Below are 23,726 nucleotides of genomic sequence, written 5' to 3' on the forward strand. Positions count from 1 at the left end.
GATGCCTCGCAGCCGTGAAATTCAGATGATGATTTGAGTCTAAGGCCTCAGCCTTGAAGCACGACCGGGCTCGTACCGCTCCAGCTGACCCAGACCTTCTCACCCCAGCCAAAGTCATCCTGATCAAAGCGGGATCGGTTGGGACGCGATATCCGGACCAGCGTCCCATTGGCAAGCTGGACGTGGAAGATGGAAATATCGCCGAGATAGGAAATCTCCTTGATCTCTCCCTTGGCGACGTTGTGCGCCGCCGGGCACTCTGGCACCGAAGGCGGCGCGTCGGTGTCTTTGTGCAAGTTCATTTTTTCCGGGCGGATCGCGACCCAGACCTTGGACGACTCCTGGCCGAGGACGGCGTGGGGCACATGGATGCGATGTGGTTCGAGCTCGGGGCAAGCGACAGTCGCTTCGTCCGGCTTGTCGTCGATCAGCGTGCCTTCGAACATGTTCACCGAACCGATGAAGTCGGCGACAAAGCGCGACGCCGGGAATTCGTATAGATCCGAAGGCGTACCGAGCTGCGCGATCGAGCCCTTGTTCATGACGGCAATGCGAGAGGCAATCGCCAGGGCTTCGTTCTGGTCGTGGGTGACCATGATGAAAGTGATGCCCACCTTCTGCTGCAACTGGGAGAGCTCGAAGCGCATGGCTTCGCGCAACTTGGCGTCGAGCGCCGAGAGCGGCTCGTCGAGCAGCAGCACCTTCGGCTTCTTGACCAACGCACGGGCCAGCGCCACGCGTTGTCGCTGACCGCCCGAGAGTTGGTCGGGCTTACGGTCGGCAAGCTGACCGAGCTGCACCAGTTCTAAGGCTTCCTGCACGCGGTCCGCCCGTTGCGGCTGAGGCACGCGGTCGATCTTGAGCCCATAGGCGACGTTATCTGCCACCGTCATATGCGGAAACACGGCGTAGGACTGGAACACCATATTCACGGCGCGCTTGTTTGGCGGGATATCGCCCATGTCCTGACCGTCGATCAGGACATGCCCCTCAGTCGGCACTTCGAGCCCCGCAAGCATGCGCAGAAGGGTCGTCTTGCCACAGCCGGACGGCCCGAGCAGCGCGAAGAACTCGCCAGGCTCGATGTCGAGGCTGACATGGTCCACGCCGACCGTGGATCCCCATCGCTTACAGATGTCGCGGAAGCTGATGATAGGTTTGACGGCCGCTTCAGTTCCGCCGGGTGACACTTGGTCCACGTTCATCATCCCTCTACGGCTTTTTCTGCCCCCTGCCCTGCATCAGCATCATCAGAGCCATGAGCACAATGGTCACAAGGATCAGCATCGTCGATGCGGCGTTGACTTCGGGCGCACCGAGAAGCGCAGCATCGAGTAGACCTTCACCGGAAAGGTGACCGTGTCGGGGCCCGAGGTGAAGAACGTGATCACAAAGTCGTCGAGTGACAGCGTAAATGCTAACAGCGCGCCCGCGATCAGCGCAGGTTTGAGATGAGGCAACAACACGTCGCGGAACGCCTGCCAATCATTGGCGCCGAGATCGCGCGCAGCCTCTTCCTGCTCCGTGTTGAAACTGGCGAGCCTGGCACGGACCACCAGCGCGACGAAGGGAAAGCAGAACGAGACATGGGCGATGATGATCGAGCCGAGGCTGAACGGCCATATCAGATCGTTGGGCCAGGGCAGAACGCGGGTGAAGAATAGGAGCATCGAGACGCCCATGCAGATTTCCGGCACGACGATCGGCAGGGTAAAGGCGCCCTCCACGGCCGTCTTGCCGAAGAAGCGGTAGCGCCACAACAGAATGCCGGCCAGCGCCCCGATGACGAGGGAAATCAGTGTCGCGAAGAATGCGATCGTCAGCGAGTTGGCGAAGGCGATCAGCAGGTCATCGTTGTTGAAGAGCTTCTCGTAGTATTTAAGGGTGAAGCCGCGCCAGACGATGTTGCGTTTGCTGTCGTTGAAGCTGAAGACGATGAGCGCGAGGAGCGGCGCATACAGGAAGAAGAACACGACGAGGAGCCAAAGCTTCATCTGCCATGCGCGATTGTATTCGAGGGGTGCGCGTCGTGTGGCCATGTCCTAGATCCCGTGACCGTCGGCGGTGGGCTTGCCGCGGGTGAGATAAACGCGCAAGGCGATCGCGGCGAATGTCGCGTACATCAGCAGAAACGACAGCGCGGCGCCAAACGGCCAGTCGTTGGCCTTTTTGAACTGGCGCTCGATGACATTGGCGATCATCTGGCTGTCCGGGCCGCCGAGCAGATCTGGCGTCAGATAGGCGCCGAGCGCTGGCACGAAGGTGATGATGATACCCGAGACGATGCCCGGCAGCGCCAGCGGCACCACGATCAAGAACAGGGTCCGGATGTGGCCTGCGCCAAGGTCGAGGCTCGCCTCAATGAGAGATTTGTCGAGCCGGTCGAGCGCCGCGTACAGCGGGAGCACCATGAAGGGCAGATGCACGTAGACCAGCCCGAACACGACGGCAAAGTTATTGTAGAGCAACTGCAAGGGTGTGAAGTCGCCCAGCGGCTCCAGCCCCACCAGGGTCATGAGCCAACTGCCCTGATTCCAGAACCATTCCAGCGTGAAGTTGACGTAACCTTGAGTCCGCAGCACGGCGATGAGCGCATAGGTGCGGATCAGCAGATTGGTCCAGAACGGCAGCATGATCAGCAGCAAGATCCACGCACGCCAGCGCTCGCTGGCGAAGACGATCGAGAGCGCGACCGGGAAGCCGATGACGAGACACAGGAATGTCGTGATCCCGGCGACGAAGATCGACTTGGCGAAGATGCCGAGATAGAGCGGCTGAAGCGCCCGCGCGTAGTTGGCGAAGGTGCCGCTGATGTCGACTTCGGTCAGACCTTGATTCTGACCGAAGCTGTACGCCCATACGATCGCGAGTGGCGCGAGGAAGAACACGACCACCCAAGCGATGGGAGGCAATGCTGTCGCCAAAAAGGCTAGCCGACGCTCTTGTGTCCGGGTTGCCATGGCGGCTGTCTTGTCCCTCCCCTATGCCACTCGCGTTCCTGACTTTATGCCGCCCGCAGCCGGGTCATCGCCTCGTCAAGCAACCGCGTGAACTCGGGGCCGAGGTAGCGCGGGTACTCGCATTTGGCCATGACATCGGCCGGTGGGAAGATGACCTTATTGTCCTTGTAGGAGTCCGGCATCAGCGCGACGGCTGCCGCGTTGGGAGACGGATAGAGAATGGTCTTGGTGATCTCGGCGCCGACCTCGGGCTCGAAAATGAAGTTCAAGAACTTGAGCGCGTTCTCCGGATGCGGCGCGCCCTTCGGGATGGCCAAGGTGTCCTGCTGCTTCATGGCGCCTTCCTTTGGCACGATGAAGTCGATGTCGTCATCCTCGGTCATGATCTGCGCAATGTCGCCGTTGTACTCCATCACGAGGTCGACCTCGCCGGACAGGAGAAGGTCTTGGCCGTTGTCCTCGTGGAAGGCCTTGATGTTGGGCTTCTGCTTGATGAGCATGGCCTCGGCCTCTTTGATCAATTCGGGCGAGTCGTCGTTGATGGATTTGCCGAGATACTTGAAGCAATTGCGGAAGAGCTCGCTCGCGTCGGACATGACGGCGATGCGGCCCTTATACTGGTCGGAGTTGAAGAGGTACTCCCAGCTATCGGGCACTTCCTTGACCTTGGACTTGCGGTAGCCGATGCCGATCACGAGCCAGGTGTAGGGCAGGCTGTATTTGCGGCCTGGATCGAAGGGCGCGTCCTCGATGAACTCCGGGGCGATGTTCTTCATATTCGGAATCTTGGCGTGATCGAGGGGCTCGAGCAGATCGGCCTGGATCATCCGCTCGACGAACTCGCTACCCGGGACGATCACGTCGTAGCCAGGATTGCCTGCGCGCAGCTTGGCGAACAGCTCGTCGTTCGTTGCGAACAGGCTCATATTGACGTCGATGCCGCTCGCGTCCGCGAAATCTTCGAGCGTGGTCTCGCCGATATATGTGTCCCAGTTGTAGAAGTTCAGCTTCTTCTCTTCGTCGGCGGCCCAGGCAGAGTAGTTCTTGCTCGTAAGGGTGATGCCGACTGCGGCAGCGCCGAGTCCCTTAAGAATTGATCGGCGGGAATGGGGTCCGAATAAAGATTTGGTGCGCTCGTCCGACATGCTCACTCTCCCTATGATTACTGACCGTGCTGTCCGTTCCTACTTACAAGTCCTTGCCGCCGGTGGTTTCTCGCTTCGAAGTATGACTGCTTGCAGTCTTCCCCACCAGCCCAATTGCTAGCCAACTTTCTCTGAACCTGATCAATCATGCATCGATGGCGCCCAGGCAGATATATTTGACCTCTAGGTACTCCTCTAAGCCCTCCGCCCCGCCTTCGCGGCCCAGGCCGGATTCCTTGACGCCGCCAAATGGAACGACTTCGTTCGAGAAGATGCCCTCGTTGATGCCCACCATGCCGGCATCGAGCTTCTCAGCGACGCGCCAGGCGCGGCTGACGTCCCGGCTGAATAAATAGGCAGCGAGCCCGAACGGGGTATCGTTGGCGAGCGCGATGGCGTCGGCTTCAGTCTCGAACCGAACCAGGGCGGCGACGGGTCCGAAGATCTCCTCGCGCACGATGCTCATATCGGACGTGACGTCGCCCACGACCGACGGGCGGTAGAACAGCGGACCGGCAGGAGCCACCTCGCCGCCGGTCAAGACTTTGGCGCCCTTCTTCACGGCGTCGGCGACGAGCGTCTCGACCTTGTCGATGGCCTCTCCACTGATCAGCGGGCCCACGGCGTTGCCGGTCTCCAGACCGGGACCGACGGCCAGATCGTTCACGCGCTCGACCATGGCCGCCGCGAAGCGGTCGTAGATGCCAGATTGCACGAGAATACGATTCGCACAGACGCAAGTCTGGCCGGCCGTGCGGTATTTTGATGCCATGGCACCCGCGACGGCCTGATCGAGATCGGCATCGTCGAAGACCAAGAGAGGCGCGTTGCCGCCAAGCTCTAGGGTCAACTTCTTCACCGTATCGGCGCACTGCCGGTAGAGGATCTTGCCGACCTCGGTGGAGCCGGTGAACGAAAGTTTGCGCACGCGCGCGTCTTCGCAGAAGACCTTCCCGATCGCAGGGGCATCGGTGGTCGTGACGATGTTGAGCACGCCAGGCGGCAAGCCTGCGTCGGCCGCCAGCTTGGCGAGCGCAAGCGCGCAGAGCGGCGTTTCGGCCGCCGGCTTGACGACGATCGTGCAACCCGACGCGAGCGCCGGCGCTACCTTGCGGGTAATCATGGCCACCGGAAAATTCCACGGCGCGATCGCCGCGACGACCCCGATCGGTTGCTTGATGGTGATGTACCGCTTGGAGGCGGCAGTCGTCGGGATCGTCCGCCCGTAGGCGCGCTTGCCCTCCTCGGCGAACCACTCGATGAAGGAGGCTCCATAGGCCACTTCGGCGCGGGCCTCGGCGATGGGCTTGCCCTGCTCCGTGGTCATCAACTGAGCGAGGCTATCGGTCTCCGCCGTGACCAGGTCGAACCAACGTCTCAGGATAGCCGCCCGCTCCTTGGCGGTCTTCGCCGACCAGTCCGGCAGAGCGCGGCTCGCGGCGTCAATGGCGCGGCGGGCATCCTCGGCGCCAAGATCGGGGACGGCCGCCACCTCGGCGCCCGTCGCTGGATCGGTGACCGCGAACGTCTTTGCCGAACTGATCCATTCGCCATCGATGAAGGCGGTTGTCGGAAACTTCTTGACGATCATGTTCATCGCGAGCCTCCGTCAGCGTATCGTGATCGAGACCGATTTCAGATCGGCATATTTGTGCAGAGCGTGCAGCGAGCGGTCGCGGCCGAAGCCAGACTGCTTGAAGCCGCCGAAGGGCATGGTGATGTCGCAGGCATCCCACCCGTTGATCCACACGAGGCCCGCCTTGATCTCGCGGGCGGCCCGGTGGGCCAAATTGATGTCGCGCGTCCACAGGCCGGCGGCGAGGCCATAGACCGTATCGTTGGCAAGGCGGAGGGCCTCGTCCGGCTCCTTGAATCGGCTTACGGCGAGGAACGGTCCGAAGACCTCCTCCCGCGCCAGTTGCGCATCGGGCGCCACGGCGTCGAACACCGTCGGCTCGATGAAGAAGCCGCCGCTATCGACCCGAACGCGGTTACCGCCGAGACGCAAGGCGGCGCCGTCTCGAGCGGCATCCTCGATATAGCTCAAGGCCGTCTGCATCTGCTCTGCGGACACCATGGCGCCGAATTTGGTCGCCGGCTCCAGCGGGTCGCCGGGCACGATCCGCTTTGCAATCATGAGGAGCTTGTCGAGGAAGGCATCGGCGATGTCTTCCTGCACCAGGAGCCGCGACGCAGCTGTGCAAACCTCACCCTGATTGAAGAAAATTCCCCAGGCCGCGTGGAACGCGGCTGCATTGAGGTCGGGGCAATCCGCGAACACGATCTGCGGCGATTTTCCGCCGAGTTCAAGGCTGACGCGCTTCAGGTTGCTCTGCCCTGAATATTGCATCAGCAGGCGGCCTACGGAGCCGGAGCCGGTAAACGCGATCATGTCGACGTCCATGTGGAGAGCTAGCGCCTTGCCCGCGGCGGCGCCGAATCCCGGCACGACATTGAGCACGCCCGGAGGAAGCCCGGCCTCCAACGCCAACTGACCGAGCTTGAGCGCGGTCATCGGCGACTGCTCGGCGGGCTTAAGCACCACCGAGTTGCCCATTGCCAGCGCCGGCGCAACCTTCCACATCGCCATATGCAGTGGGAAGTTCCAGGGCACGATGGCGCCGACCACGCCAAGCGGCTCTTCGACTGTGAATGAGAAACGGTCGCCGGTACCGGGCCCTACCTCGCCATAGATCTTGTCGAGCGCCTCGGCGTAGTAGCGAAGCGTGCGAATTGCGCCCGGCACATCGACGGACAACGCGTCGTTGATCGGCTTGCCGACATCGAGGCTCTCGAGTACCGCGAGGATCTCGGCATCGCGCTCCATGAGATCCGCAAGCGCGAAGAGGATGCGCTTCTTCTCGCGGTAATGGAGGTTGCGCCAGCGTCCGTCCTCGAAGGCCCGCCGCGCGGCGCTCACCGCGGCATCAATGTCGGCGGCATCGCATTCGGCGACCCGGTTGATCACGGTCCCGTTGCGCGGCGTAACGTTCTCGAAGCTGCGTCCCGTCGCGCTCGGCTGCAGCCGTCCATCGATCACCGCCTGGTGAGGCAGCTCGATGACGCTGGCAATCTGTTCGAAATGAGCGAGGGATGTCATTGATGCTTCACGCGCCTTGTGCGTACCAGAGATGGTCGAGGGGGGTCACGATACGCTCGAAATTGCTGCGTTCGACGTGCTTCAGGCGCGAGAAGGCATCCTGAAATGTCGGGCCGAATGCACCGCGCACGATCTCGGAACTTCCAAAAAGGTCGAGTGCGTTGATCCAAGATGTAGGCAACGGCGGCGCCTCAACCGTTTCCGCATGACCTTCAACGGCTGGCCCCGGATCGAGTTCATGGGCGAACCCATGGCTCATGCCTGCAAGCATTGATGCGATCACGAGATAGGGGTTGGCGTCGGCTCCGGCAACCCGATGCTCGACGCGGGTCGACGCGCCGTTGCCGTGGGGCACGCGCAAGGCGACGGTGCGATTGTTGAAGCCCCATTGAGCGGCCATCGAAACATAGGACTTGGGCACGTAGCGGCGATAGGCATTGGCCGACTGTGCCCAAACGGCCATGAAATCCGCCATCGTCTCGCACAACCCGCCAAGCGCATGCCGAAACAGCGGCGAAATGGGATCGCCGGCAAAAACGTTCTGTCCGGTCTCATCGAGGAGACAAAGATGGACATGCATCCCGGAGCCGGCCCAATCATGGTGCGGCTTCGCCATAAATGTCGCATCGAGCTGGTGTGCGTGCGCCGCGGCCTTCACCGCCCGCTTCAGAAGCAAGCCGTCGAGCGCAGCCGCCATCGCATCCGGACGGTGCTTCAGATTGATCTCGAACTGCCCGGGCCCGGATTCCTGAATGACAGCATCGACGGGAATCCCCTGCGCCTCGCAGACACGGAAGATGTCGTCGATAAGCGGCGACAGTGCATCCATGTCCTCGAACCCGAAGGTCAGGGGCCGCTCCGGATCGTCTGCGACGCCTTCGGGTGTCTCGAGCACGAACACGCCAGCAGCATTCCGCTTCGTGACGTAAAACTCGAGCTCCACGGCGACAACGGGCGTACGGCCCGCGCGCGCGAAGCGCTCGATCTGATTGGCAAGAACCGTACGGGGATCCAGCTCATCCCTGACGTCGGTCGCGACCACGGCCTGGCCGCGCTTGCCGTCGCCCACCGGGATCGGCGACAAGGTCCCGCTCAGCAAATGGCAGCACGCATCCGGGTCGCCGGTTTCCCACAGCCTTCCGGTCTCTTCGACGCTGTTGCCGAACGGGTCCATAATGAAGACCGAGCTTGGCATCATGAGGCCGCGCTTGGCGACGCCCAGCAGGTCCGGGCGGCGGATGCGCTTGCCCCGCGCGATGCCGTTCATGTCGAACATGAAGGCATCGATCCATTGCACTTGCGGATTGGCGTCTAGGAACGCTTGCGCCTCGTCAACGCTGAGCCGTGCGTCGGTCATGACGGTATGCGCCTCGCCGCGGCTCCGAAGCGCTGAAACAGGGCCACGGAAACATCATTGGACTTCGGCGCCCATTCGGGGTGCCACTGCACACCCAGACAGAACACCTCATCGTCAGGCCCCCGCACGGCTTCGATGAGTTGGTTTTCAGCAAATGCCTCCGCCTGCAGATCGGAAGCGAGGCGTTTGATTCCCTGCCCATGCAGCGAGTTGACCATGATCTCGTCGCGGCCGAGCCAATCGCGGAGTTTGCCGCGGAGAGACACGGGATGCACGGGACAGTATCTCTCATCGACCGGAAGGTTGGGCCGCTCGCGGTGATCACTTTGTCCGGTCACGTCATGCACCGCCTGATGCAGACTTCCCCCAAGAGCGACGTTCAGCTCCTGAAAGCCACGGCAGATCGCGAATAGAGGCTTTTTGTGCTCCACAGCGGCCCGGATCAGCGGGAGCGTAAGCGCATCGCGAAAGGGGTCCAGCGCCTCTGGCTTTACCGGAGGCTCGTCGCTGTAGTGGCTCGGCTCGACATTCGAGGGACTGCCCGACAACAGGATCGCATCGGCGACATCGAGCAGCGAGGCAATATCCGCCAGACCCGGTCCGACCGGGACCAGCAAAGGCTGGCACTCGGCGACGTCGGCGACCGCCGTGGCGTATTGGCGGCCCACCGCGTCAAACGTGTAACCGCCAATGCTCTTGGTGCAACACGGAATGATGACGACCGGACGGGTCATGCGGCGATCTCTCCCGCCACATCCGAAAGCGTGAGATCGAGCGCGCGGCCGATCGCGGCTTCCGCCTCGTCGAACTGCTCTTGCGTCCAAATCAGCGGCGGCGAGGTGACCATGGTGTCGAACACCGCGCGCATGATGAAGCCTTCGCGGAAGAAGTGGTCGCGGCAGATGAGCCCGACTCGACCCGGATCGGCGAAACGGCGGCGCGTGCGCTTGTCGGCGACGAGCTCGATGGCGCCGAGCAGTCCGATCGAACGGACTTCGCCGACGAGGGGATGGTCCTTGAATTTTGCAAGAACCTTGGCAAGTGCAGGTCCGGTGAATTCATTCACCGCGGGACGAGCCTCTCCTCTTCCATGATCTCGAGATTCTTGAGGGCCACGGCGCAGGCGACCGGATGGCCCGAGAAGGTGTAGCCATGATGGAAGTCGTCTTCATGCGCGAGCAGCGCAGCAACAATCTTGTCGTCGACGAGCACGCCCGAGAGCGGGATGTAGCCCGAGGTCACCGCCTTGGCGAAGGTGATGAGATTAGGCCTGATGCGGTAATGCTGTGAAGCGAACCACGTGCCGATCCGGCCGAAGCCGGTGATGACTTCGTCGGCGAGCAGCAGAATCCCATACTTATCGATGATGCGCTGGACTTCGGGCCAATAGGTCTCCGGCGGAATCTTGACCCCTCCGGCGCCTTGCACCGGCTCGGCGGCGAACGCCGCCACATTCTCAGGTCCCACCGCGAGGATCTCGTCCTCGAGCGCGCGCGCGGCGCGAAGGCCGAAATCGGCGAGCGACTCGCCGTCCTTCCCTTCCCCATACCAATAAGGATCCATGATGTGGCGAAAGCGCTCATACAGCGGATAGCTGTGCGCATGCATATGGGCCATGCCGCTCATCGAAGCGGCGCGATCGTCGAGCGTGATAGGCGCTTTTGCGCGAGATGATGATGCGCCGCTTGGGTTCACCCTTCAAAACCCAATAGTGTCGGATCAAGCGGATGGCTGTGTCGTTCGATTCCGAGCCAGACGAGCCGAAGAACACCTGATTGAGATTATCGGGAGCGAGCTCGGCGAGCTTGCGCGCCAAGGCGACGACGGGCGGATGCGTGGTGCGGAAGAAGGTGTTGTAGAACGGCAGCTCCATCATTTGCGCGTAGGCAGCCTCGGCCAGCTCGCGGCGGCTATGGCCTATATTCGCAGTCCACAAGCCGGCCATGCCGTCGAGAATGCGATTGCCCTCGCTGTCCCAGACATAGGGCCCGTCGCCGCGAACGATGACCCGCGCGCCGCCTGCCCGAAGCGACGTGTGATCCGAGAAGGGATGCAGATGATGGAGAGCGTCGAGCTCTCTTAGTTGCGTCGTCTGATATTGATTGGTCACCGATAAACCTCCAGCAGAACGTGACCCGAGGGCCGACATCGAGTTAGCGCTGGGAGCTTACGGGCGGGGTATAGCCAATGCGGGCGCAGAGCTGCAGCAGCCGCGCCTTGCGGTTCAGTCCGCTCAGAATCAGATCGCTTTCAGAGGCAAACCTGCGGTGCGGCTTCAGGCATGACCCAAGCGACCGTCGGGTTGTGGCGGCGAACGGCCTTGAACCGGGCACGCGACTCCTCCGCTGCCTAAGACCCGCCGGGTCATCCTTGACAGGAGCCTTTGAGCGGGTATGGCTAGGTCGAAAGCTTATTGGCTACGGTGTAGAATTGTCAACACGCTCGGCACGGAAAGCGCCGTCCCGGCCACGTGGACCACGCGGCCTGGACAAGGACGCGATCCTGGATACGGCGTTCGACATGCTGTCGCGCGACGGAGAAGCCGGGTTCTCGGTGCGCAAGCTCGGCTCGCGCATTGGCGTGGACCCGATGACGGTGCTGCATCACTTCGGCTCAAAGGACGAGCTGTTGCGGCGGATAGCCGATCTGGCTCTGTCGACGGTCGAGCCACCCGCCCCCAGCGGCGACTGGCGCGCGGACCTGCGCAAGGTCGCTGCCGCCTACCGGGATCTTGCCCACCGGCACCCGCGGCTGTTCCATCTCCACTTCCGGTTTCACGCCACGGGGCCCGCCGATCACGCCTCAAGCGAGGTGGTCTATCGCGCCTTGCGCATGGCGGGATTGCCCGACGCCGAGGCGGCTGGGCTGGGCCTCGCGTTTTACGCTTTCATTCTCGGCTATGCGCTGGCCGAGACCGAAGGACTGCTACACCCGATCAGCGATCAGGATGAAGCCGAACTCCAGGCCCTCGATCCGCTGGCCTATCCGGCGACGGTGGCGCTCATCCCCGCATTCAAGGCACTCGACCGCGACACGGCTTTCGATGCCTCGTTGGGCGCGTTTATCGACGGAGTGGCGTGCCGCTGCGACCGCGAGAGGATGGCGTGTCCGGAATAATTGGTTGCGGGGGCAGGATTTGAACCTGCGACCTTCAGGTTATGAGCCTGACGAGCTACCGGGCTGCTCCACCCCGCGCCAATTCGATGGGCCATGAATGGCCAAAACCCCTCAAGCAGCGCCGTCCTATTGCGTACACGGCGGGCCGCGAAGGGGGGGAACCTATAGCAGGTTCGAAGAAGAAGTGAAGCGCGACATCAGGGGCTCGCGAGCGCCCTGCGCGCTTGCCCCTATATGGGGATTTCCCTTGAGTTTGTAAAGCCTAAGCGCGCCCATGAGGCACACCCTGTGCGGCGTCAGGAGCGATCCTGGGCGATTTTCCCCGGATTGCGGCTGCCGTCGCCCAAAAGCTTTGGCCCATGCAGCGCCACGCGCACCCGCTCCGGCCAGCCGAGCCAGGCCTGGGTCCTGGGCCCGCGGATTCGGTAACCGCCCTCAGCGGTACGCTCGAATAGCCACCGCCGGGCCGCGAAGCGGTCACGCACCCAATATGGGAAGGCCGTGCCGAGCGCGGCGCCGAGCACCACGTCGGTGAAGTAATGGGCGCCGATCAGGACGCGGCTGGCCGCGATCCACGCTGCGGCCGTGTAGAGCATCACGCGTCCGCGCGGCCACAGAATGGCGATCACCGCGGCGAAGGCGAAGATGGTGGTGGCGTGGCCCGATGGCGTCGAGGCGTAGTCCGGGTCGAAGGCGAAGAGCTGAAACTCGAACTGGCTCACCGTCTCGAACAGCTTGGGGCGGGCTCTGCCGAGAATGCTTTTCAGAAGATTGGCGATCAGGCCCGCGCCGCCGACACTGACGAACACGAAGCCGATCGTGCTGGCGATCAGTCCATACGCCGCCCCGTTTCGGAATCCCGCGTGATTGCGCCGCAGAACAATGGCGAGCGCGATGGCCGCCCCGGTGGGAATCAGGATCCAGTTCGACCGGCCGATATGGGTGATGGTACGGAAGAATTCGCGGACCTCGGGCGGCAGCGCCCGCGCCCGCTCCAGCAGGAACGGGTCGATCACGAGGACCCCGACGGCGACAAGCGACAGCGCCAGGACCACCTGCTCGATTACCGTGAGGTCTTTAAGGCGCAAGGTCATGTATCCCGCCAAGAGGCGTCCGAGGGAAGGCCGAACCGGATCGCCCGCTTAGGCGACCTTGGCCGTGCCCGGCACCCGCTTTCCAAGCCAGATGAAGTAGATATTGCGCGAGTAAATCACGAGCCGGTGGCCTGGCCAAGGATGAAGACCGGATCGAGCCGGTAGATGGCATAGGCGAGCAGAAGCACGCCGCCGGCGAAGCTGAAATACCAAAATGTCTCCGGAATGATACTGGCGCGCGCCCGCTCCGTGGCGATCCACTGCAAGAGAAACCGCGCGGAAAACATGAGCTGCGCGACGAGACCGATCCCGAGCCAAACCAGCTCGACGGTCGGCGTCGTCTGCCACCACTGAACAAGACCTCCCCCAGACATTGCGGTTCATCCCCTCTGACTAATGACTATGCTCGAATTTCATGTGCTGCGGCATCCGCGCTCGATCGGGCCGGTGCAGCCGGCGCGGTCCCGATCCCCGGCGCGTCCTCCGCCACCGGTGGAATATGCGTCCGCTTGCGCAACCAGCTCACGCCGACCAGGTCGTAGAGCCCGATCAACGCCCGGCCGAGATTGGTGTATTTCGACGCGCCGCGCAGGCGCGGGCGGTCGTTCACCGGCTCGTAGACGGCTTCATGGCCGTAGGTGATGAAGAAGGCCGGCAGGTAGCGGTGCATGCTGGTGAAGTAGGGAAGCGCCAGATAGGCGTCCCGGTGATAGAGCTTGATCCCGCAGCCGGTGTCCGGACAGCCATCGGCCAGCACCGCGTCCCGCAGCCAATTGGCGAAGCGCGAGGCGAATTTCTTCGATCCGGTATCCTTGCGGGCTGCCCGCACGCCCCCGACCAGCGCCGGCTGCTGCCCCACCGCGCCGAGACGGCCATAGAGCCGCATGATGTCCTGGGGATCGTTCTGGCCGTCGCCGTCCATCGTGGCGATGGACGGGAAGCGGGCGGCCAGGACCCCGGTCCGCAACGCCGCGCTTTGCCCCGCCCGCTGCCCATGTCTGACATAGCGCAGCGCCGGATAGGTGGAAAACAGGGCCTTGATCTCGGCCCCGGTCCCGTCGTCGCTGGCGTCGTCGACCGCAATCACCTCGCCCAGCACCGAATCCGGCACGGCCGCGAAGGTCTCGGCGATCAGATTGCCGATATTGCCTTCCTCATTAAAGGCCGGAATGACAACGGAAAGGCGCATTGGACCCCCTGGGGACACTCGCTATGCTCTTTGGGGGCCGAGACTTAGGCCCAATTTTGACGCGCCGCCAAAAAATGAAAACCAGGTGACACGACTATGACAAACAAGCGTGTCAATTGGGCGCCGCGAGGAGCCCACGGGGGTGGCATTCGTGGGAGCATCGAGCCTTGTCCAGCCAGATTTCGTCTGCATCCCGGCAGCCTAGCATGCTGGGGGGGAGCCCGCCCTCCACTATCTCGGACAATGGCTACATCCTCCGCCTGATCCTCTGCCTGGGGGCACTTCTAGCCCTGCGCCTGGCGGCCGTCCACGCCTCGGCCGTCGATTTCGTCATGGACGAAGCGCAGTACTGGACCTGGTCGCGCGACCTCGCCTTCGGCTATTTCTCGAAGCCCCCGCTGATCGCCTGGATCATCCGCGGCGCCGGCGAGCTCTGCGGGCAGTCCGAAGCGTGCATCCGCTCCGCCTCCCCCGTGCTCTACACCCTCGCTTCGGTGATGCTCTTCGCCAGTGCCCGCGCCCTGTTCGATGCCCGTATCGGCTTCTGGTCAGCCATCGTCTTCGCCACCCTGCCCGGCGTGTCCTACTCCTCGCAGCTCATCACCACCGACGTGCCCCTGATCCTGCTGTGGACCGTCATGCTCTATTTCTGGGTGATGTTGGTGAAGCGGCAGAGCATGGGCTGGGCCATTCTGCTCGGGGTCGCCATCGGCATCGGCCTACTCGCCAAGCAGGCGATGATTTACGCCGCCCTATGCATGGCCTGCCACGCCGCCGTGTCGCGCGATGCACGCGACGCGCTGAAAGGCAGCCGCGGCATCGTGGCGGCCGTCATCGCGCTTGCGCTATTCTCGCCGAACATCGTGTGGAATGCGCAGAACGACTTCCCCACGGCGAAGCACACCGGCGCCAATATCAGCTGGCAATATCCCTACGTTCACCCTCTGGCCCTACTCGAATATGTCGGCGCTCAGTTCGGCGTGTTCGGTCCCATCCTGCTCGTCGTGCTGATCCGCGGGGCATGGCGCGAGATCCGCGAGCCGCGCGACGAGAACAAGATCCTGCTGCTCGCCTTCTCGCTGCCGGTTCTGGTTCTGCTGCTGTTGCAAGCCTTACTCTCGCGCGCGCACGGCAACTGGTCCGCCACCGCCTATCCGGCGGCCACGATCTTCGTCACCGCGGTCATGCTGCAGATGAACCGGCAGGTCTTATTCAGGATCTCTCTCGCCCTGCATCTCGCGGTCGCGGTGATCTTCGCCGCCGTGCCCGCCTTCGCCCGGCAATGGCCCATGTTCGAGCAGCTGCAATTCCTGCGAAGCGCGCTCGGCTGGCAAGACGTCGCCGGCGTGGTTCGCGCCAAGCTGGCGGCAGAGCCTTATGGCGCCGTCCTCGTGCGGACGCGGGATATGGCGGCGGAGATGCTCTACTACCTCCGCGACTCCGACGTCCCGCTCGTGATCTGGGCGCCGGGACCCGAACCGCACGACCACTACCAGATGACACGTCCCCTCACGGCCGCCACCCCGGAGCCGATCTTGTTCGTCTCGCTGCGGCCGTGCCCGACGACGATCCTCGACGCTTTCGACACGTCCGAATCTCTTGGGGTCGAGCGCGTGGACCTCGTCAAGGCGCAGGCGCGCGACGCTATTTCTGCAAGCTGTCCGGATACAAGGGCGCCAGGTGATCCGGCGCGAAGTGATCGGCGCGAAGTGATCGGCGCCCTGATCTAGTGGTGCGCGTCACCGCCGTCCGCCCCGGCAGCAGCGCTGGCCTGCACCGGCAGGACAATCTCGACCGGGCCGGCCTTGGCGAACTCGAGCGTTATCGCCAGCTCGCCGCCAGCGGCCAGCGCCTCGTCGAGCCCCATGACCATCACATGCATTCCACCGGGCGACAGCTTGAGGGTCCCGCCCACGGGGATCGGCAGACCGCCTTCGACCGGGCGCATCTGCATCACGCCATCCGCGGTCATCGTCGTTTGATGCAGCTCGACCGACTTCGCGTTTGCTGTCCGCGCCGCCATCAACGTGTCATCCACGTCGCCTTTGTTCGTGACGGTGAAGTAGGCCGCCGTGGCGCGGCCCTCCCCGATGGTCGGCCGCACCCAACCGTCAGAGACGGCGATCTTTTCAGGCTCCGCGGCCCAAACCGTCAAGGCGACGAAGAGGAGAGCAGCCACGGTCAGCACGACGGCCACGCAAATCTCGAACAGGCGTAGCCTGGATAGCCGAGCCCTGGCCTCCTCCGAATAGACTGTTCTCACCGCATCAATCCCTGGCCGCAAAACCTTCCCTCCTATTTATGACGCGCCATGGTTGGCGTCTTGCGCCCTGGTGTCGCGTGCGGCGTCGGGTCGCCGCCCACCGGGGGTCCTCCGGATTCCGCAGTATAATGGACGGCTTCGGGCCGAATTCTAGGGGGTGACCGCCCGGCTCTCCGAGATGACCACCGCATCCGGGCCGTCGTCGAAACCATCGTCACCCGCGTCCCGGCCATAGATATCGGGGCGGAACTGGGCCACGCCGCTGCCGTTGGCGAAGGCCGTCAGGTACACGAAGTGCACCGGCACCGCGCGCTTGAGTTTGACATTCTTCTTCTGACCGCTCGCGATCTGCGCTTCGACCTTGGACAAGTCCCAGCCCTGGTCGCTCAACAGCCAAGCGACGAGCTCGAACACGCTTTCCACCCGCACGCAGCCCGAGCTGAAGGCGCGCTGGCTCTGACTGAACAGACGCTTCAGTGGCGTGTCGTGCATATAGACGGCGTGCTTGTTCGGCATGTTGATGCGCACCAAGCCGAGCGCGTTTTGCGGGCCGGGATCCTGACGGAACTTGTAGCTGACCACTTGCGGCGACGCCCAATCCACCTGCGCCGGATCGAGCGGTGGCGACCCCCAGGACCGGCTGACATTGAACCTGTTGTCGTAGAAGTAGGACATGTTTTTGCGGATGGCGGGAATGAGGTCTTTCCGGGCGATGCTTTCGGGCACGCTCCATACGGGGAAGAAATTCACCTCGACGATCTTGGCCGAGACTTGCGGCGTCGCCCGTGACGGCTTGCCCACCACCACGGCGCTGTCGATTTGGAGCTGGCCCTTGGCCACCCCTTGCGCGGTGAAGGCCGGCACGTTGACGATCACGTAGCGGGGCGCCTTGTTGATCTTCATGAGCTCCTGGATACGCGGCACGTTGGTCTTGAGCTGCTGCAAGCGTTCGGTCGCCGGCACGTTGAGCGCCTTCAACGTCCGCCGATCGACGAAGCCGGAGACCCGCAAGCCGTTGCGAATCTGGAATCGGGTCAGCCCGTCGCGGAACTCGGCATCGAAATCTTGGGCTCGTGCCCGATCCGGGCGCAGATCGCCCTCGATGATGAGATGCTTGCGGATGGCGACGATCTCGGAGCCGGCGTCGCCCGGCCGCAGCGTCACGGTCTCGGGAACCCGAGGCCAGCCGCCCGCGGCGACGATCTGCTGATAGCGCTGGATGGCCTGTTGCAGCCCAGAAATGGCGGCCTCGCTCACGAAGGGCACGTCCATGCGGTATTGCGGGCTGAGCCTGTCGTAGAGCGCCTGGCGCTGCGCTTGGCGGCGATCCTTGTCTTCTTGCGTGACCGGGCCGCTATCGGTGAACACGCTGTAGGGATTGAGCGGGTCCGCGCGCAAGACGCCCGCAGGCGCGAGAGCGAGGAACGCGGCACCGGCAAGCGCCAGACCGCTGAGGAAGAGGGGAGATGTGAGGCGGCGGGGGAGAAAACGAGCGATGGGCATAAATCAGCGAATTTCCGGTTCTTGCCGGGCCACGCGAGAAAGCGGACCGGGCTGCCTGTTCATTCGTCGGGGGGCGAAGAAGCGCATGATTCCATGGCACAAAAGTGGACGCCACGGCGTCCTCTCTTGTCTTGCACGTACCCAACTTGCCGCTTGCCCCGCAACCAGATGGACGTGCCGCCATGGTATCGCGGAGACGACGCCGATGAAAGGCACGGACCGCTGCAACCTGGGCGCGCAGGGACCGCTTGGGAGGCTCAGGTCAATCGATCAAGCAGACGATCGATGAACGGGATCTGGCGCGCGAGAATCTTCGTGCGCGCCGCCTCGGGCGGGAACCACGCCACACGATCGACCTCCGGAAAGGACTGCATGCGGCCGCTTCGGGGAGGCCATTCCATCTCGAAAGCAACGGATTTCAGGGCGGCGGGCTCGAAATCGCCGGTGACGCCGAAGGCGGCGATGGTCTTCCGCCCCCTCTGCCGCACCTCGCCGAGATCGACATAGCCTCCTTGGGGCGGCGCTTGACCCAGCTCTTCGGCGAACTCCCGGCGGGCACAGGCGAGCGGCTCCTCGTCCGGCTGGTATTCGCCCTTCGGGATCGACCAGGCGCCGTCGTCCTTCTTGGCCCAGAACGGCCCGCCCGGATGCACCAGCAGCAGCTCGAGCGCCGTCCCGGCCCCGCGATACATCAAGATGCCGGCGCTCCGCTTTGGCATCCACGGAGCTTAGACGGAATTAAGGCCTGGCACGTAAATTTGCCGACTGACACGGGCGCGGCGGAGCCGTAGATGTGCTTGATCCGGCGAGGGACGCGCGCGCCGACGAGGGGGACATGAGGCGAGGGATTCCGGCAGGAGCGCTGATGGCGCTGGCCATGGCTGTGGCCGTGACCGGCTGCTCGGGGCGCCACGCGACGCGCCCGGCGGAGACGACCGCCATGGCCGGCAGCTCGCCAGAGCGGACCTGCCTCGTTCGCGCGATGTATTTCGAGTCCAACCGCTCGAGCCAGGACGGCCTGATGGCGGTCGGCACCGTGGTGATGAACCGGGTCTCCTCGCCCCGCTTCCCTAATACGATCTGCGGCGTGGTGAGCCAGCATCGCCAGTTCGCGCCCGGGGTCATGACGCGGCCTCTCGATCCGAAGCAACTGCCGCCGGCTCAGCGCGCCGCGGACGCGATCCTCGCCGGCGAGCGCTACGCGCCGATCGGCAAGGCGATGCACTTCCACATGGCGAGCTTCAAGAACCCCTACCCGGCCCGCTATGTGGCGGTGGCGGGCGGCAATGCCTTCTATCTCAAAGTCGGCAGGCGGTGGCGCGACGACGGCACCACAGGGGCCATTGCAAGTCGGACGCCGGCTCTCGTCCCGGTATCGACCGCGGCCGCCGAAACCAGCGCAACCGCCGAAAGCAATGCCGCCTTCGCCAGCGCCGCGCCGGAGACCTTCCTCCAGAGACTCTATAAGAATGCCACCGCGGGCGGTCCGGCATCGCCGCCCTGCGACAGCGCAACCGGATTTGGCGCCACCTCGCTTGCTTGCGAGACCGACGCCGAAGGGCGCTAGGACCTCCCGCCGATCGGCCGCCAGCGCTGCGACTTACGCGTCGAACTGCGCAGCTGGCGTCGAGCGTGAGATCTCGAGTTCCTCGTCGGTCATTTGCTCCGGCACGTCGGCGAAGAGCGGCGTGCTTAGATAGCGCTCCCCGGTATCCGGCAGCATGCACAGGATGTTGGCGCCGGCCGGCGCCTCGGCGCAAATCTGCAACGCGCCCGCGAAGGTCGCGCCTGAGCTGATACCGACAAAGATGCCTTCCTGCCGCGCGAGCTCGCCGCTGCATTTGAGTGCGTCGGCTCCCTTGATGGAGAGGATGCGATCGATGAGCCTCGAATCCACGACATCCCCGGAGCTTGGGGATGAAGTCCGGCGTCCAGCCTTGCATGGGATGCGGGGCGAAGGCCGGATGGGGCCCGCGGGCGCACCGTCGGGACGCCGCATCTGCTCAACGCCGCTCGCCAGAAGCTGCGCGTCCTCGGGCTCGCAGACGATGATCTTGGTCTCTGGCATCTCCGCCTTGAGGACCCGCGACACCCCCTTCAGCGTGCCGCCGGTGCCATAGCCCGTCACCCAGTAGTCGAGCGTCTCGCCGCTGAAATCCCGCACGATCTCCTGCGCGGTCGTGCGCGAATGCATATCCGGATTGGCCTCATTCTCGAACTGCCGCGTCAGAAACCAGCCATGGGTCTCGGCGAGCTCGAAGGCCTTGGTCACCATGCCCATCCCGCGCTGGGCGGCCGGCGTGAGGACCACCTTGGCGCCGAGAAACCGCATCAGCTTGCGCCGCTCCACGCTGAAGGTCTCCGCCATGGTCACGACCCAGCGGATAGCCCTTCTGCGCGCACACCATGCAAGGCCGATACCGGTATTGCCGCTCGTCGCCTCGATGACCGTCTGGCCCGGCTTCAGCTGGCCGGACTTCTCGGCCGCCTCGATGACACCGAGCGCCAAGCGGTCCTTCACCGAGCCGAGCGGGTTGAACGCCTCGATCTTCACGTAGAGGTTCACGCCTTCTGGCGCCAACCGGTTGATCCGAACGACCGGCGTGTTGCCCACCGTCTCCAGAATGCTCTGGAATTTGGCCATCTCAGCCCTCGCCTTTGAGACCCTTCTCGAAATATTTGTGGACGATCTTATCCTGGTTTTCGAGCAGCCAGTCGATTGAAGGCTCGAAATTCATCGCCTTATGGATGGCCTGCGTGGTGGCCTTGCGGTGAATGTCGAACAGAACCTGATGGTCGAGATCCTTGACGTCGACGATGCCGGGGTTGAGCCACACGGACACGATGATGCCGAGATCGTCGCACTTGTCCTTGGGGATGTCGCCCGAGCGTACCGCGTCCAGCACGCCCATGGCGGTGGCGTACTGCACCGTGCCCATGAGGATATTGGTGTAGCGGGTGTCCTTGACGGTGACCTTGCTGACGCAGAGCGTCGGCGGCCGCACCATGACGTCGGTGTTTAGCAGTGCCAGGACGCGTGAGTGCCCCTTGACCTGGTCGCCGAGAAGATTGGCGAAGGCGGTGCCGAACGGCCCGTCCATCTCGCCGATCGCGCGTTCCGGCTCCGCGGCGGTGCCGGGCGGTCCGCCGGCGACGAGGCTCTCGCCCACTCTCATGACAATACGATCAGCCATTTGCGTCGTTGTCCCTTGTGTCGTTTTCGGATGCGGGCGGACTATGGCCGCAGGGCTCCGACACCGCAATACTCCAAGGGCAATAGGCCGCTCTCGCGGGCGGGCCGGAGGCCGATAGCGCAAGCCAACCGCGCTCAAGTAGGCCGGAGGCCGATAGCGCGAGCCAAAACGAAAAAACCGCCGACGGATTTCTCCGGCGGCGGTTCTTGCTTCGTGGCTGCCAATCTCGTCGAAACAAGATTTGTGGCGAAACCAACTCGTGAAAGAGGGGAACGCGCTTCATGGAAGCGCGCAATCTCGATGAAGGCTCTGGGAGCCCAAGGCTGCGCCCAACTGACTTAGTGAGCGACAGCGCAACTAAGCTGCGCTCGACGCGATCCGCGGTAGCGCAGCGATCCGTCGCGTTCGAACAGGCCAAAGGCCAAGAACGCGACGAATGAGTTTTGAAACCGCCCTTGGCAAGCCTGGCGACGACCTACTCTCCCAAGCCTTGAGACTTAGTACCATCGGCGCTGGAGCTTTTCACGGCCGAGTTCGGGATGGGATCGGGTGTGGACACTCCGCCAAAATCACCAGGCCAGCGAAGGGCGGTTTCAAATCTGGTCTCAACATACTCATCCACTTGCCCTCAAAGTAGCGCGAAGCGCGGTAGGGCAAATCAGATGGGCACTGACAATGAAAGCAATCAAGCCAATCGAGCTATTAGTACTGGTTAGCTTCACGCATTGCTGCGCTTCCACACCCAGCCTATCAACGTGGTGGTCTTCCACGGCTCTCAAGGGAGAACTAGTTTCGAGGTAGGCTTCCCGCTTAGATGCTTTCAGCGGTTATCCCGTCCGCACTTAGCTACCCTGCTGTGCCGCTGGCGCGACAACAGGTCCACCAGAGGTGCGTCCATCCCGGTCCTCTCGTACTAGGGACAGCTCCTCTCAATTCTCCTACACCCACGGCAGATAGGGACCGAACTGTCTCACGACGTTCTAAACCCAGCTCACGTACCACTTTAATCGGCGAACAGCCGAACCCTTGGGACCTGCTCCAGCCCCAGGATGTGATGAGCCGACATCGAGGTGCCAAACGATGCCGTCGATATGGACTCTTGGGCATCATCAGCCTGTTATCCCCGGAGTACCTTTTATCCGTTGAGCGATGGCCCTTCCACTCGGGACCACCGGATCACTAAGGCCGACTTTCGTCTCTGCTCGACTCGTCAGTCTCGCAGTCAGGCGGGCTTATGCCTTTGCACTCGACAGCTGATTTCCGACCAGCTTGAGCCCACCTTCGCGCGCCTCCGTTACTTTTTGGGAGGCGACCGCCCCAGTCAAACTACCCACCATGCACTGTCTCGGACCCGGATAACGGGCCGCGGTTAGATATCCATAATCGTAAGGGTGGTATTTCAAGGTTGGCTCCCCTGGAACTGGCGCCCCAGGTTCAAAGCCTCCCACCTATCCTACACATGCCATCACGAATACCAGTGCAAAGCTATAGTAAAGGTTCACGGGGTCTTTCCGTCTAACCGCAGGAACCCCGCATCTTCACGGGGAATTCAATTTCACTGAGTCTGCGTTGGAGACAGTGGGGAAGTCGTTACGCCATTCGTGCAGGTCGGAACTTACCCGACAAGGAATTTCGCTACCTTAGGACCGTTATAGTTACGGCCGCCGTTTACCGGGGCTTCGATTCAGAGCTTGCACTCCTCCTCTTAACCTTCCGGCACCGGGCAGGCGTCAGACCCTATACGTCGCCTTGCGGCTTCGCAGAGCCCTGTGTTTTTAATAAACAGTCGCCACCCCCTGGCTTGTGCCCCCCACACCTGGTTGCCCAGACATGGGGCCCCCTTCTCCCGAAGGTTACGGGGGTATTTTGCCGAGTTCCTTCAACGCAGTCTCTCAAGCGCCTTGGTATACTCTACCAGTCCACCTGTGTCGGTTTAGGGTACGGTCTGATGTGGGGGCTATTTCCTGGAACTCCTTCGCGGCCAGATCAATCCGATAAGACCTGACAACTTTTGGAATTCGTCACACACCCACTGGCTGAGGAATATTAACCTCATTCCCATCGACTACGGCTTTCGCCCTCGCCTTAGGAGCCGGCTAACCCTGCGCTGATTAGCATTGCGCAGGAACCCTTGGACTTTCGGCGGAAGTGTCTCTCACACTTCTTATCGTTACTCATGTCAGCATTCGCTCTTCCGATACCTCCAGGCCACCCTCGCGGGGACCCTTCACTGGCTTACGGAACGCTCCGCTACCGCGCATACTTGCGTATGCACCCGCAGCTTCGGTGTATGGCTTAAGCCCCGATACATTGTCGGCGCAAGAATCCTTATTTAGACCAGTGAGCTGTTACGCTTTCTTTAAAGGATGGCTGCTTCTAAGCCAACCTCCTGGTTGTTTTGGGATTCTCACATCCTTTCACACTTAGCCATAACTTAGGGACCTTAGCTGGCGGTCAGGGCTGTTTCCCTTTTCACTACGGACCTTAGCACCCGCAGTGTGTCTGCCGGATAGTACTTCTCGGTATTCGGAGTTTGGTTAGGTTTGGTAAGCCGGTGAGGCCCCCTAGCCATCCAGTGCTCTACCCCCGAGAGTATTCGTCCGACGCTCTACCTAAATAGATTTCGCGGAGAACCAGCTATTTCCAGGTTTGATTGGCCTTTCACCCCTAGGCACAAGTCATCCCCCGTCTTTTCAACGACGGTGGGTTCGGCCCTCCAGTGCGTGTTACCGCACCTTCAGCCTGCTCATGCCTAGATCACCTGGTTTCGGGTCTAATCCGCCGAACTGAGCGCCCTATTAAGA

At 62.7% G+C, this 23,726-nt stretch carries 18 protein-coding genes, 1 tRNA gene, 2 rRNA genes and 2 pseudogenes (1 of these 23 running past the window's edge); 3 read left to right on the forward strand and 20 right to left on the reverse strand.

Annotated features, from left to right (window positions below; genetic code table 11):
- Window positions 1-47: 47 nt before the first annotated feature.
- From AUC69_RS06555 to AUC69_RS06595, 9 genes and pseudogenes are all read right to left on the reverse strand, one after another.
- The gene (locus AUC69_RS06555; protein WP_069441576.1) at window positions 48-1,205 is read right to left on the reverse strand and encodes an ABC transporter ATP-binding protein; all 1,158 of its coding nucleotides are present in this window, start codon (window positions 1,203-1,205) and stop codon (window positions 48-50) included.
- Between the two features lie 75 nt (window positions 1,206-1,280).
- The gene (locus AUC69_RS06560; protein WP_244500140.1) at window positions 1,281-1,994 is read right to left on the reverse strand and encodes an ABC transporter permease; all 714 of its coding nucleotides are present in this window, start codon (window positions 1,992-1,994) and stop codon (window positions 1,281-1,283) included.
- Between the two features lie 48 nt (window positions 1,995-2,042).
- Complete coding sequence (locus tag AUC69_RS06565; RefSeq protein WP_244500141.1) at window positions 2,043-2,912, reverse strand: ABC transporter permease; 870 nt, start codon at window positions 2,910-2,912, stop codon at window positions 2,043-2,045.
- 92 nt (window positions 2,913-3,004) lie between these two features.
- A complete protein-coding gene (locus AUC69_RS06570) occupies window positions 3,005-4,105 on the reverse strand; it encodes an ABC transporter substrate-binding protein (RefSeq protein WP_069441438.1) in 1,101 nt (366 codons plus the stop codon).
- 145 nt (window positions 4,106-4,250) lie between these two features.
- Entirely contained in the window at window positions 4,251-5,702 is a 1,452-nt protein-coding gene (locus AUC69_RS06575; protein WP_069441439.1) for an NAD-dependent succinate-semialdehyde dehydrogenase, read from the reverse strand.
- A gap of 12 nt (window positions 5,703-5,714) precedes the next feature.
- The gene (locus tag AUC69_RS06580) at window positions 5,715-7,205 is read right to left on the reverse strand and encodes an aldehyde dehydrogenase (RefSeq protein ID WP_069441440.1); all 1,491 of its coding nucleotides are present in this window, start codon (window positions 7,203-7,205) and stop codon (window positions 5,715-5,717) included.
- Between the two features lie 7 nt (window positions 7,206-7,212).
- Window positions 7,213-8,562 carry a glutamine synthetase family protein gene (locus AUC69_RS06585; protein ID WP_069441441.1) on the reverse strand — a complete coding sequence of 450 codons (1,350 nt, stop codon included), beginning with the start codon at window positions 8,560-8,562 and terminating at the stop codon, window positions 7,213-7,215.
- Window positions 8,559-9,296: a gamma-glutamyl-gamma-aminobutyrate hydrolase family protein gene (locus AUC69_RS06590; RefSeq protein WP_069441442.1), complete on the reverse strand. Its 738-nt coding sequence runs from the start codon at window positions 9,294-9,296 to the stop codon at window positions 8,559-8,561. The genes AUC69_RS06585 and AUC69_RS06590 overlap by 4 nt, the downstream gene beginning before the upstream one ends.
- Window positions 9,293-10,711: pseudogene (locus tag AUC69_RS06595) on the reverse strand (aspartate aminotransferase family protein). The gene AUC69_RS06590 and the pseudogene AUC69_RS06595 overlap by 4 nt, the downstream one beginning before the upstream one ends.
- A gap of 281 nt (window positions 10,712-10,992) precedes the next feature.
- Here AUC69_RS06595 and AUC69_RS18415 point away from each other — a divergent pair.
- On the forward strand, window positions 10,993-11,679 hold the full coding sequence (locus AUC69_RS18415) for a TetR/AcrR family transcriptional regulator (RefSeq protein WP_069441443.1): 687 nt from the start codon (window positions 10,993-10,995) through the stop codon (window positions 11,677-11,679).
- Window position 11,680: 1 nt separating this feature from the next.
- Here AUC69_RS18415 and AUC69_RS06605 read toward each other — a convergent pair.
- From AUC69_RS06605 to AUC69_RS06620, 4 genes and pseudogenes are all read right to left on the reverse strand, one after another.
- Window positions 11,681-11,757 (reverse strand) — tRNA-Met (locus tag AUC69_RS06605).
- 218 nt (window positions 11,758-11,975) lie between these two features.
- On the reverse strand, window positions 11,976-12,773 hold the full coding sequence (locus AUC69_RS06610) for a phosphatase PAP2 family protein (protein WP_069441444.1): 798 nt from the start codon (window positions 12,771-12,773) through the stop codon (window positions 11,976-11,978).
- Window positions 12,774-12,821: 48 nt separating this feature from the next.
- A pseudogene (locus tag AUC69_RS06615) lies at window positions 12,822-13,147 on the reverse strand (lipid-A-disaccharide synthase N-terminal domain-containing protein).
- A 26-nt stretch (window positions 13,148-13,173) separates the two neighbouring features.
- Complete coding sequence (locus AUC69_RS06620) at window positions 13,174-13,962, reverse strand: glycosyltransferase family 2 protein (RefSeq protein ID WP_069441445.1); 789 nt, start codon at window positions 13,960-13,962, stop codon at window positions 13,174-13,176.
- 206 nt (window positions 13,963-14,168) lie between these two features.
- Between AUC69_RS06620 and AUC69_RS06625 the strand changes: the two genes are divergently transcribed.
- Complete coding sequence (locus tag AUC69_RS06625; RefSeq protein WP_069441446.1) at window positions 14,169-15,692, forward strand: ArnT family glycosyltransferase; 1,524 nt, start codon at window positions 14,169-14,171, stop codon at window positions 15,690-15,692.
- On the opposite strand, the gene AUC69_RS06630 is transcribed toward AUC69_RS06625, so the two are convergent.
- The 3 genes from AUC69_RS06630 to AUC69_RS06640 form a co-directional block, all read right to left on the reverse strand.
- Window positions 15,689-16,159 carry a copper chaperone PCu(A)C gene (locus AUC69_RS06630; RefSeq protein WP_158008039.1) on the reverse strand — a complete coding sequence of 157 codons (471 nt, stop codon included), beginning with the start codon at window positions 16,157-16,159 and terminating at the stop codon, window positions 15,689-15,691. The genes AUC69_RS06625 and AUC69_RS06630 overlap by 4 nt on opposite strands.
- Window positions 16,160-16,375: 216 nt before the next feature.
- Complete coding sequence (locus tag AUC69_RS06635; RefSeq protein WP_069441447.1) at window positions 16,376-17,728, reverse strand: L,D-transpeptidase family protein; 1,353 nt, start codon at window positions 17,726-17,728, stop codon at window positions 16,376-16,378.
- A 257-nt stretch (window positions 17,729-17,985) separates the two neighbouring features.
- Complete coding sequence (locus AUC69_RS06640; RefSeq protein ID WP_069441448.1) at window positions 17,986-18,447, reverse strand: NUDIX hydrolase; 462 nt, start codon at window positions 18,445-18,447, stop codon at window positions 17,986-17,988.
- Between the two features lie 116 nt (window positions 18,448-18,563).
- On the opposite strand from AUC69_RS06640, the gene AUC69_RS06645 reads away from it, so the two are divergent.
- Window positions 18,564-19,295, forward strand: coding sequence for a cell wall hydrolase (locus tag AUC69_RS06645; RefSeq protein WP_083239195.1), 732 nt, complete (start codon window positions 18,564-18,566; stop codon window positions 19,293-19,295).
- Between the two features lie 33 nt (window positions 19,296-19,328).
- Here AUC69_RS06645 and AUC69_RS06650 read toward each other — a convergent pair whose 3' ends face one another.
- From AUC69_RS06650 to AUC69_RS06665, 4 genes are all read right to left on the reverse strand, one after another.
- Window positions 19,329-20,372: a PLP-dependent cysteine synthase family protein gene (locus tag AUC69_RS06650; protein ID WP_083239169.1), complete on the reverse strand. Its 1,044-nt coding sequence runs from the start codon at window positions 20,370-20,372 to the stop codon at window positions 19,329-19,331.
- A gap of 1 nt (window position 20,373) precedes the next feature.
- Window positions 20,374-20,922, reverse strand: coding sequence for a formaldehyde-activating enzyme (locus AUC69_RS06655; RefSeq protein WP_069441450.1), 549 nt, complete (start codon window positions 20,920-20,922; stop codon window positions 20,374-20,376).
- A gap of 462 nt (window positions 20,923-21,384) precedes the next feature.
- Window positions 21,385-21,499, reverse strand: a 5S ribosomal RNA gene (gene rrf, locus AUC69_RS06660).
- 104 nt (window positions 21,500-21,603) lie between these two features.
- Window positions 21,604-23,726 (reverse strand): 23S ribosomal RNA (locus AUC69_RS06665) (it continues 625 nt past the right edge of the window).

The organism is Methyloceanibacter superfactus, from assembly GCF_001723305.1.
Lineage (GTDB): Bacteria > Pseudomonadota > Alphaproteobacteria > Rhizobiales > Methyloligellaceae > Methyloceanibacter > Methyloceanibacter superfactus.

Coding starts and splice junctions, on each gene's coding strand:
- AUC69_RS06555 (WP_069441576.1), bottom strand. CDS start 1,205: ATGAACGTGGACCAAGTGTCACCCGGCGGAACTGAAGCGGCCGTCAAA.
- AUC69_RS06560 (WP_244500140.1), bottom strand. CDS start 1,994: ATGAAGCTTTGGCTCCTCGTCGTGTTCTTCTTCCTGTATGCGCCGCTC.
- AUC69_RS06570 (WP_069441438.1), bottom strand. CDS start 4,105: ATGTCGGACGAGCGCACCAAATCTTTATTCGGACCCCATTCCCGCCGA.
- AUC69_RS06575 (WP_069441439.1), bottom strand. CDS start 5,702: ATGAACATGATCGTCAAGAAGTTTCCGACAACCGCCTTCATCGATGGC.
- AUC69_RS06580 (WP_069441440.1), bottom strand. CDS start 7,205: ATGACATCCCTCGCTCATTTCGAACAGATTGCCAGCGTCATCGAGCTG.
- AUC69_RS06585 (WP_069441441.1), bottom strand. CDS start 8,562: ATGACCGACGCACGGCTCAGCGTTGACGAGGCGCAAGCGTTCCTAGAC.
- AUC69_RS06590 (WP_069441442.1), bottom strand. CDS start 9,296: ATGACCCGTCCGGTCGTCATCATTCCGTGTTGCACCAAGAGCATTGGC.
- AUC69_RS06610 (WP_069441444.1), bottom strand. CDS start 12,773: ATGACCTTGCGCCTTAAAGACCTCACGGTAATCGAGCAGGTGGTCCTG.
- AUC69_RS06620 (WP_069441445.1), bottom strand. CDS start 13,962: ATGCGCCTTTCCGTTGTCATTCCGGCCTTTAATGAGGAAGGCAATATC.
- AUC69_RS06625 (WP_069441446.1), top strand. CDS start 14,169: ATGCTGGGGGGGAGCCCGCCCTCCACTATCTCGGACAATGGCTACATC.
- AUC69_RS06635 (WP_069441447.1), bottom strand. CDS start 17,728: ATGCCCATCGCTCGTTTTCTCCCCCGCCGCCTCACATCTCCCCTCTTC.
- AUC69_RS06640 (WP_069441448.1), bottom strand. CDS start 18,447: ATGCCAAAGCGGAGCGCCGGCATCTTGATGTATCGCGGGGCCGGGACG.
- AUC69_RS06645 (WP_083239195.1), top strand. CDS start 18,564: ATGAGGCGAGGGATTCCGGCAGGAGCGCTGATGGCGCTGGCCATGGCT.
- AUC69_RS06650 (WP_083239169.1), bottom strand. CDS start 20,372: ATGGCCAAATTCCAGAGCATTCTGGAGACGGTGGGCAACACGCCGGTC.
- AUC69_RS06655 (WP_069441450.1), bottom strand. CDS start 20,922: ATGGCTGATCGTATTGTCATGAGAGTGGGCGAGAGCCTCGTCGCCGGC.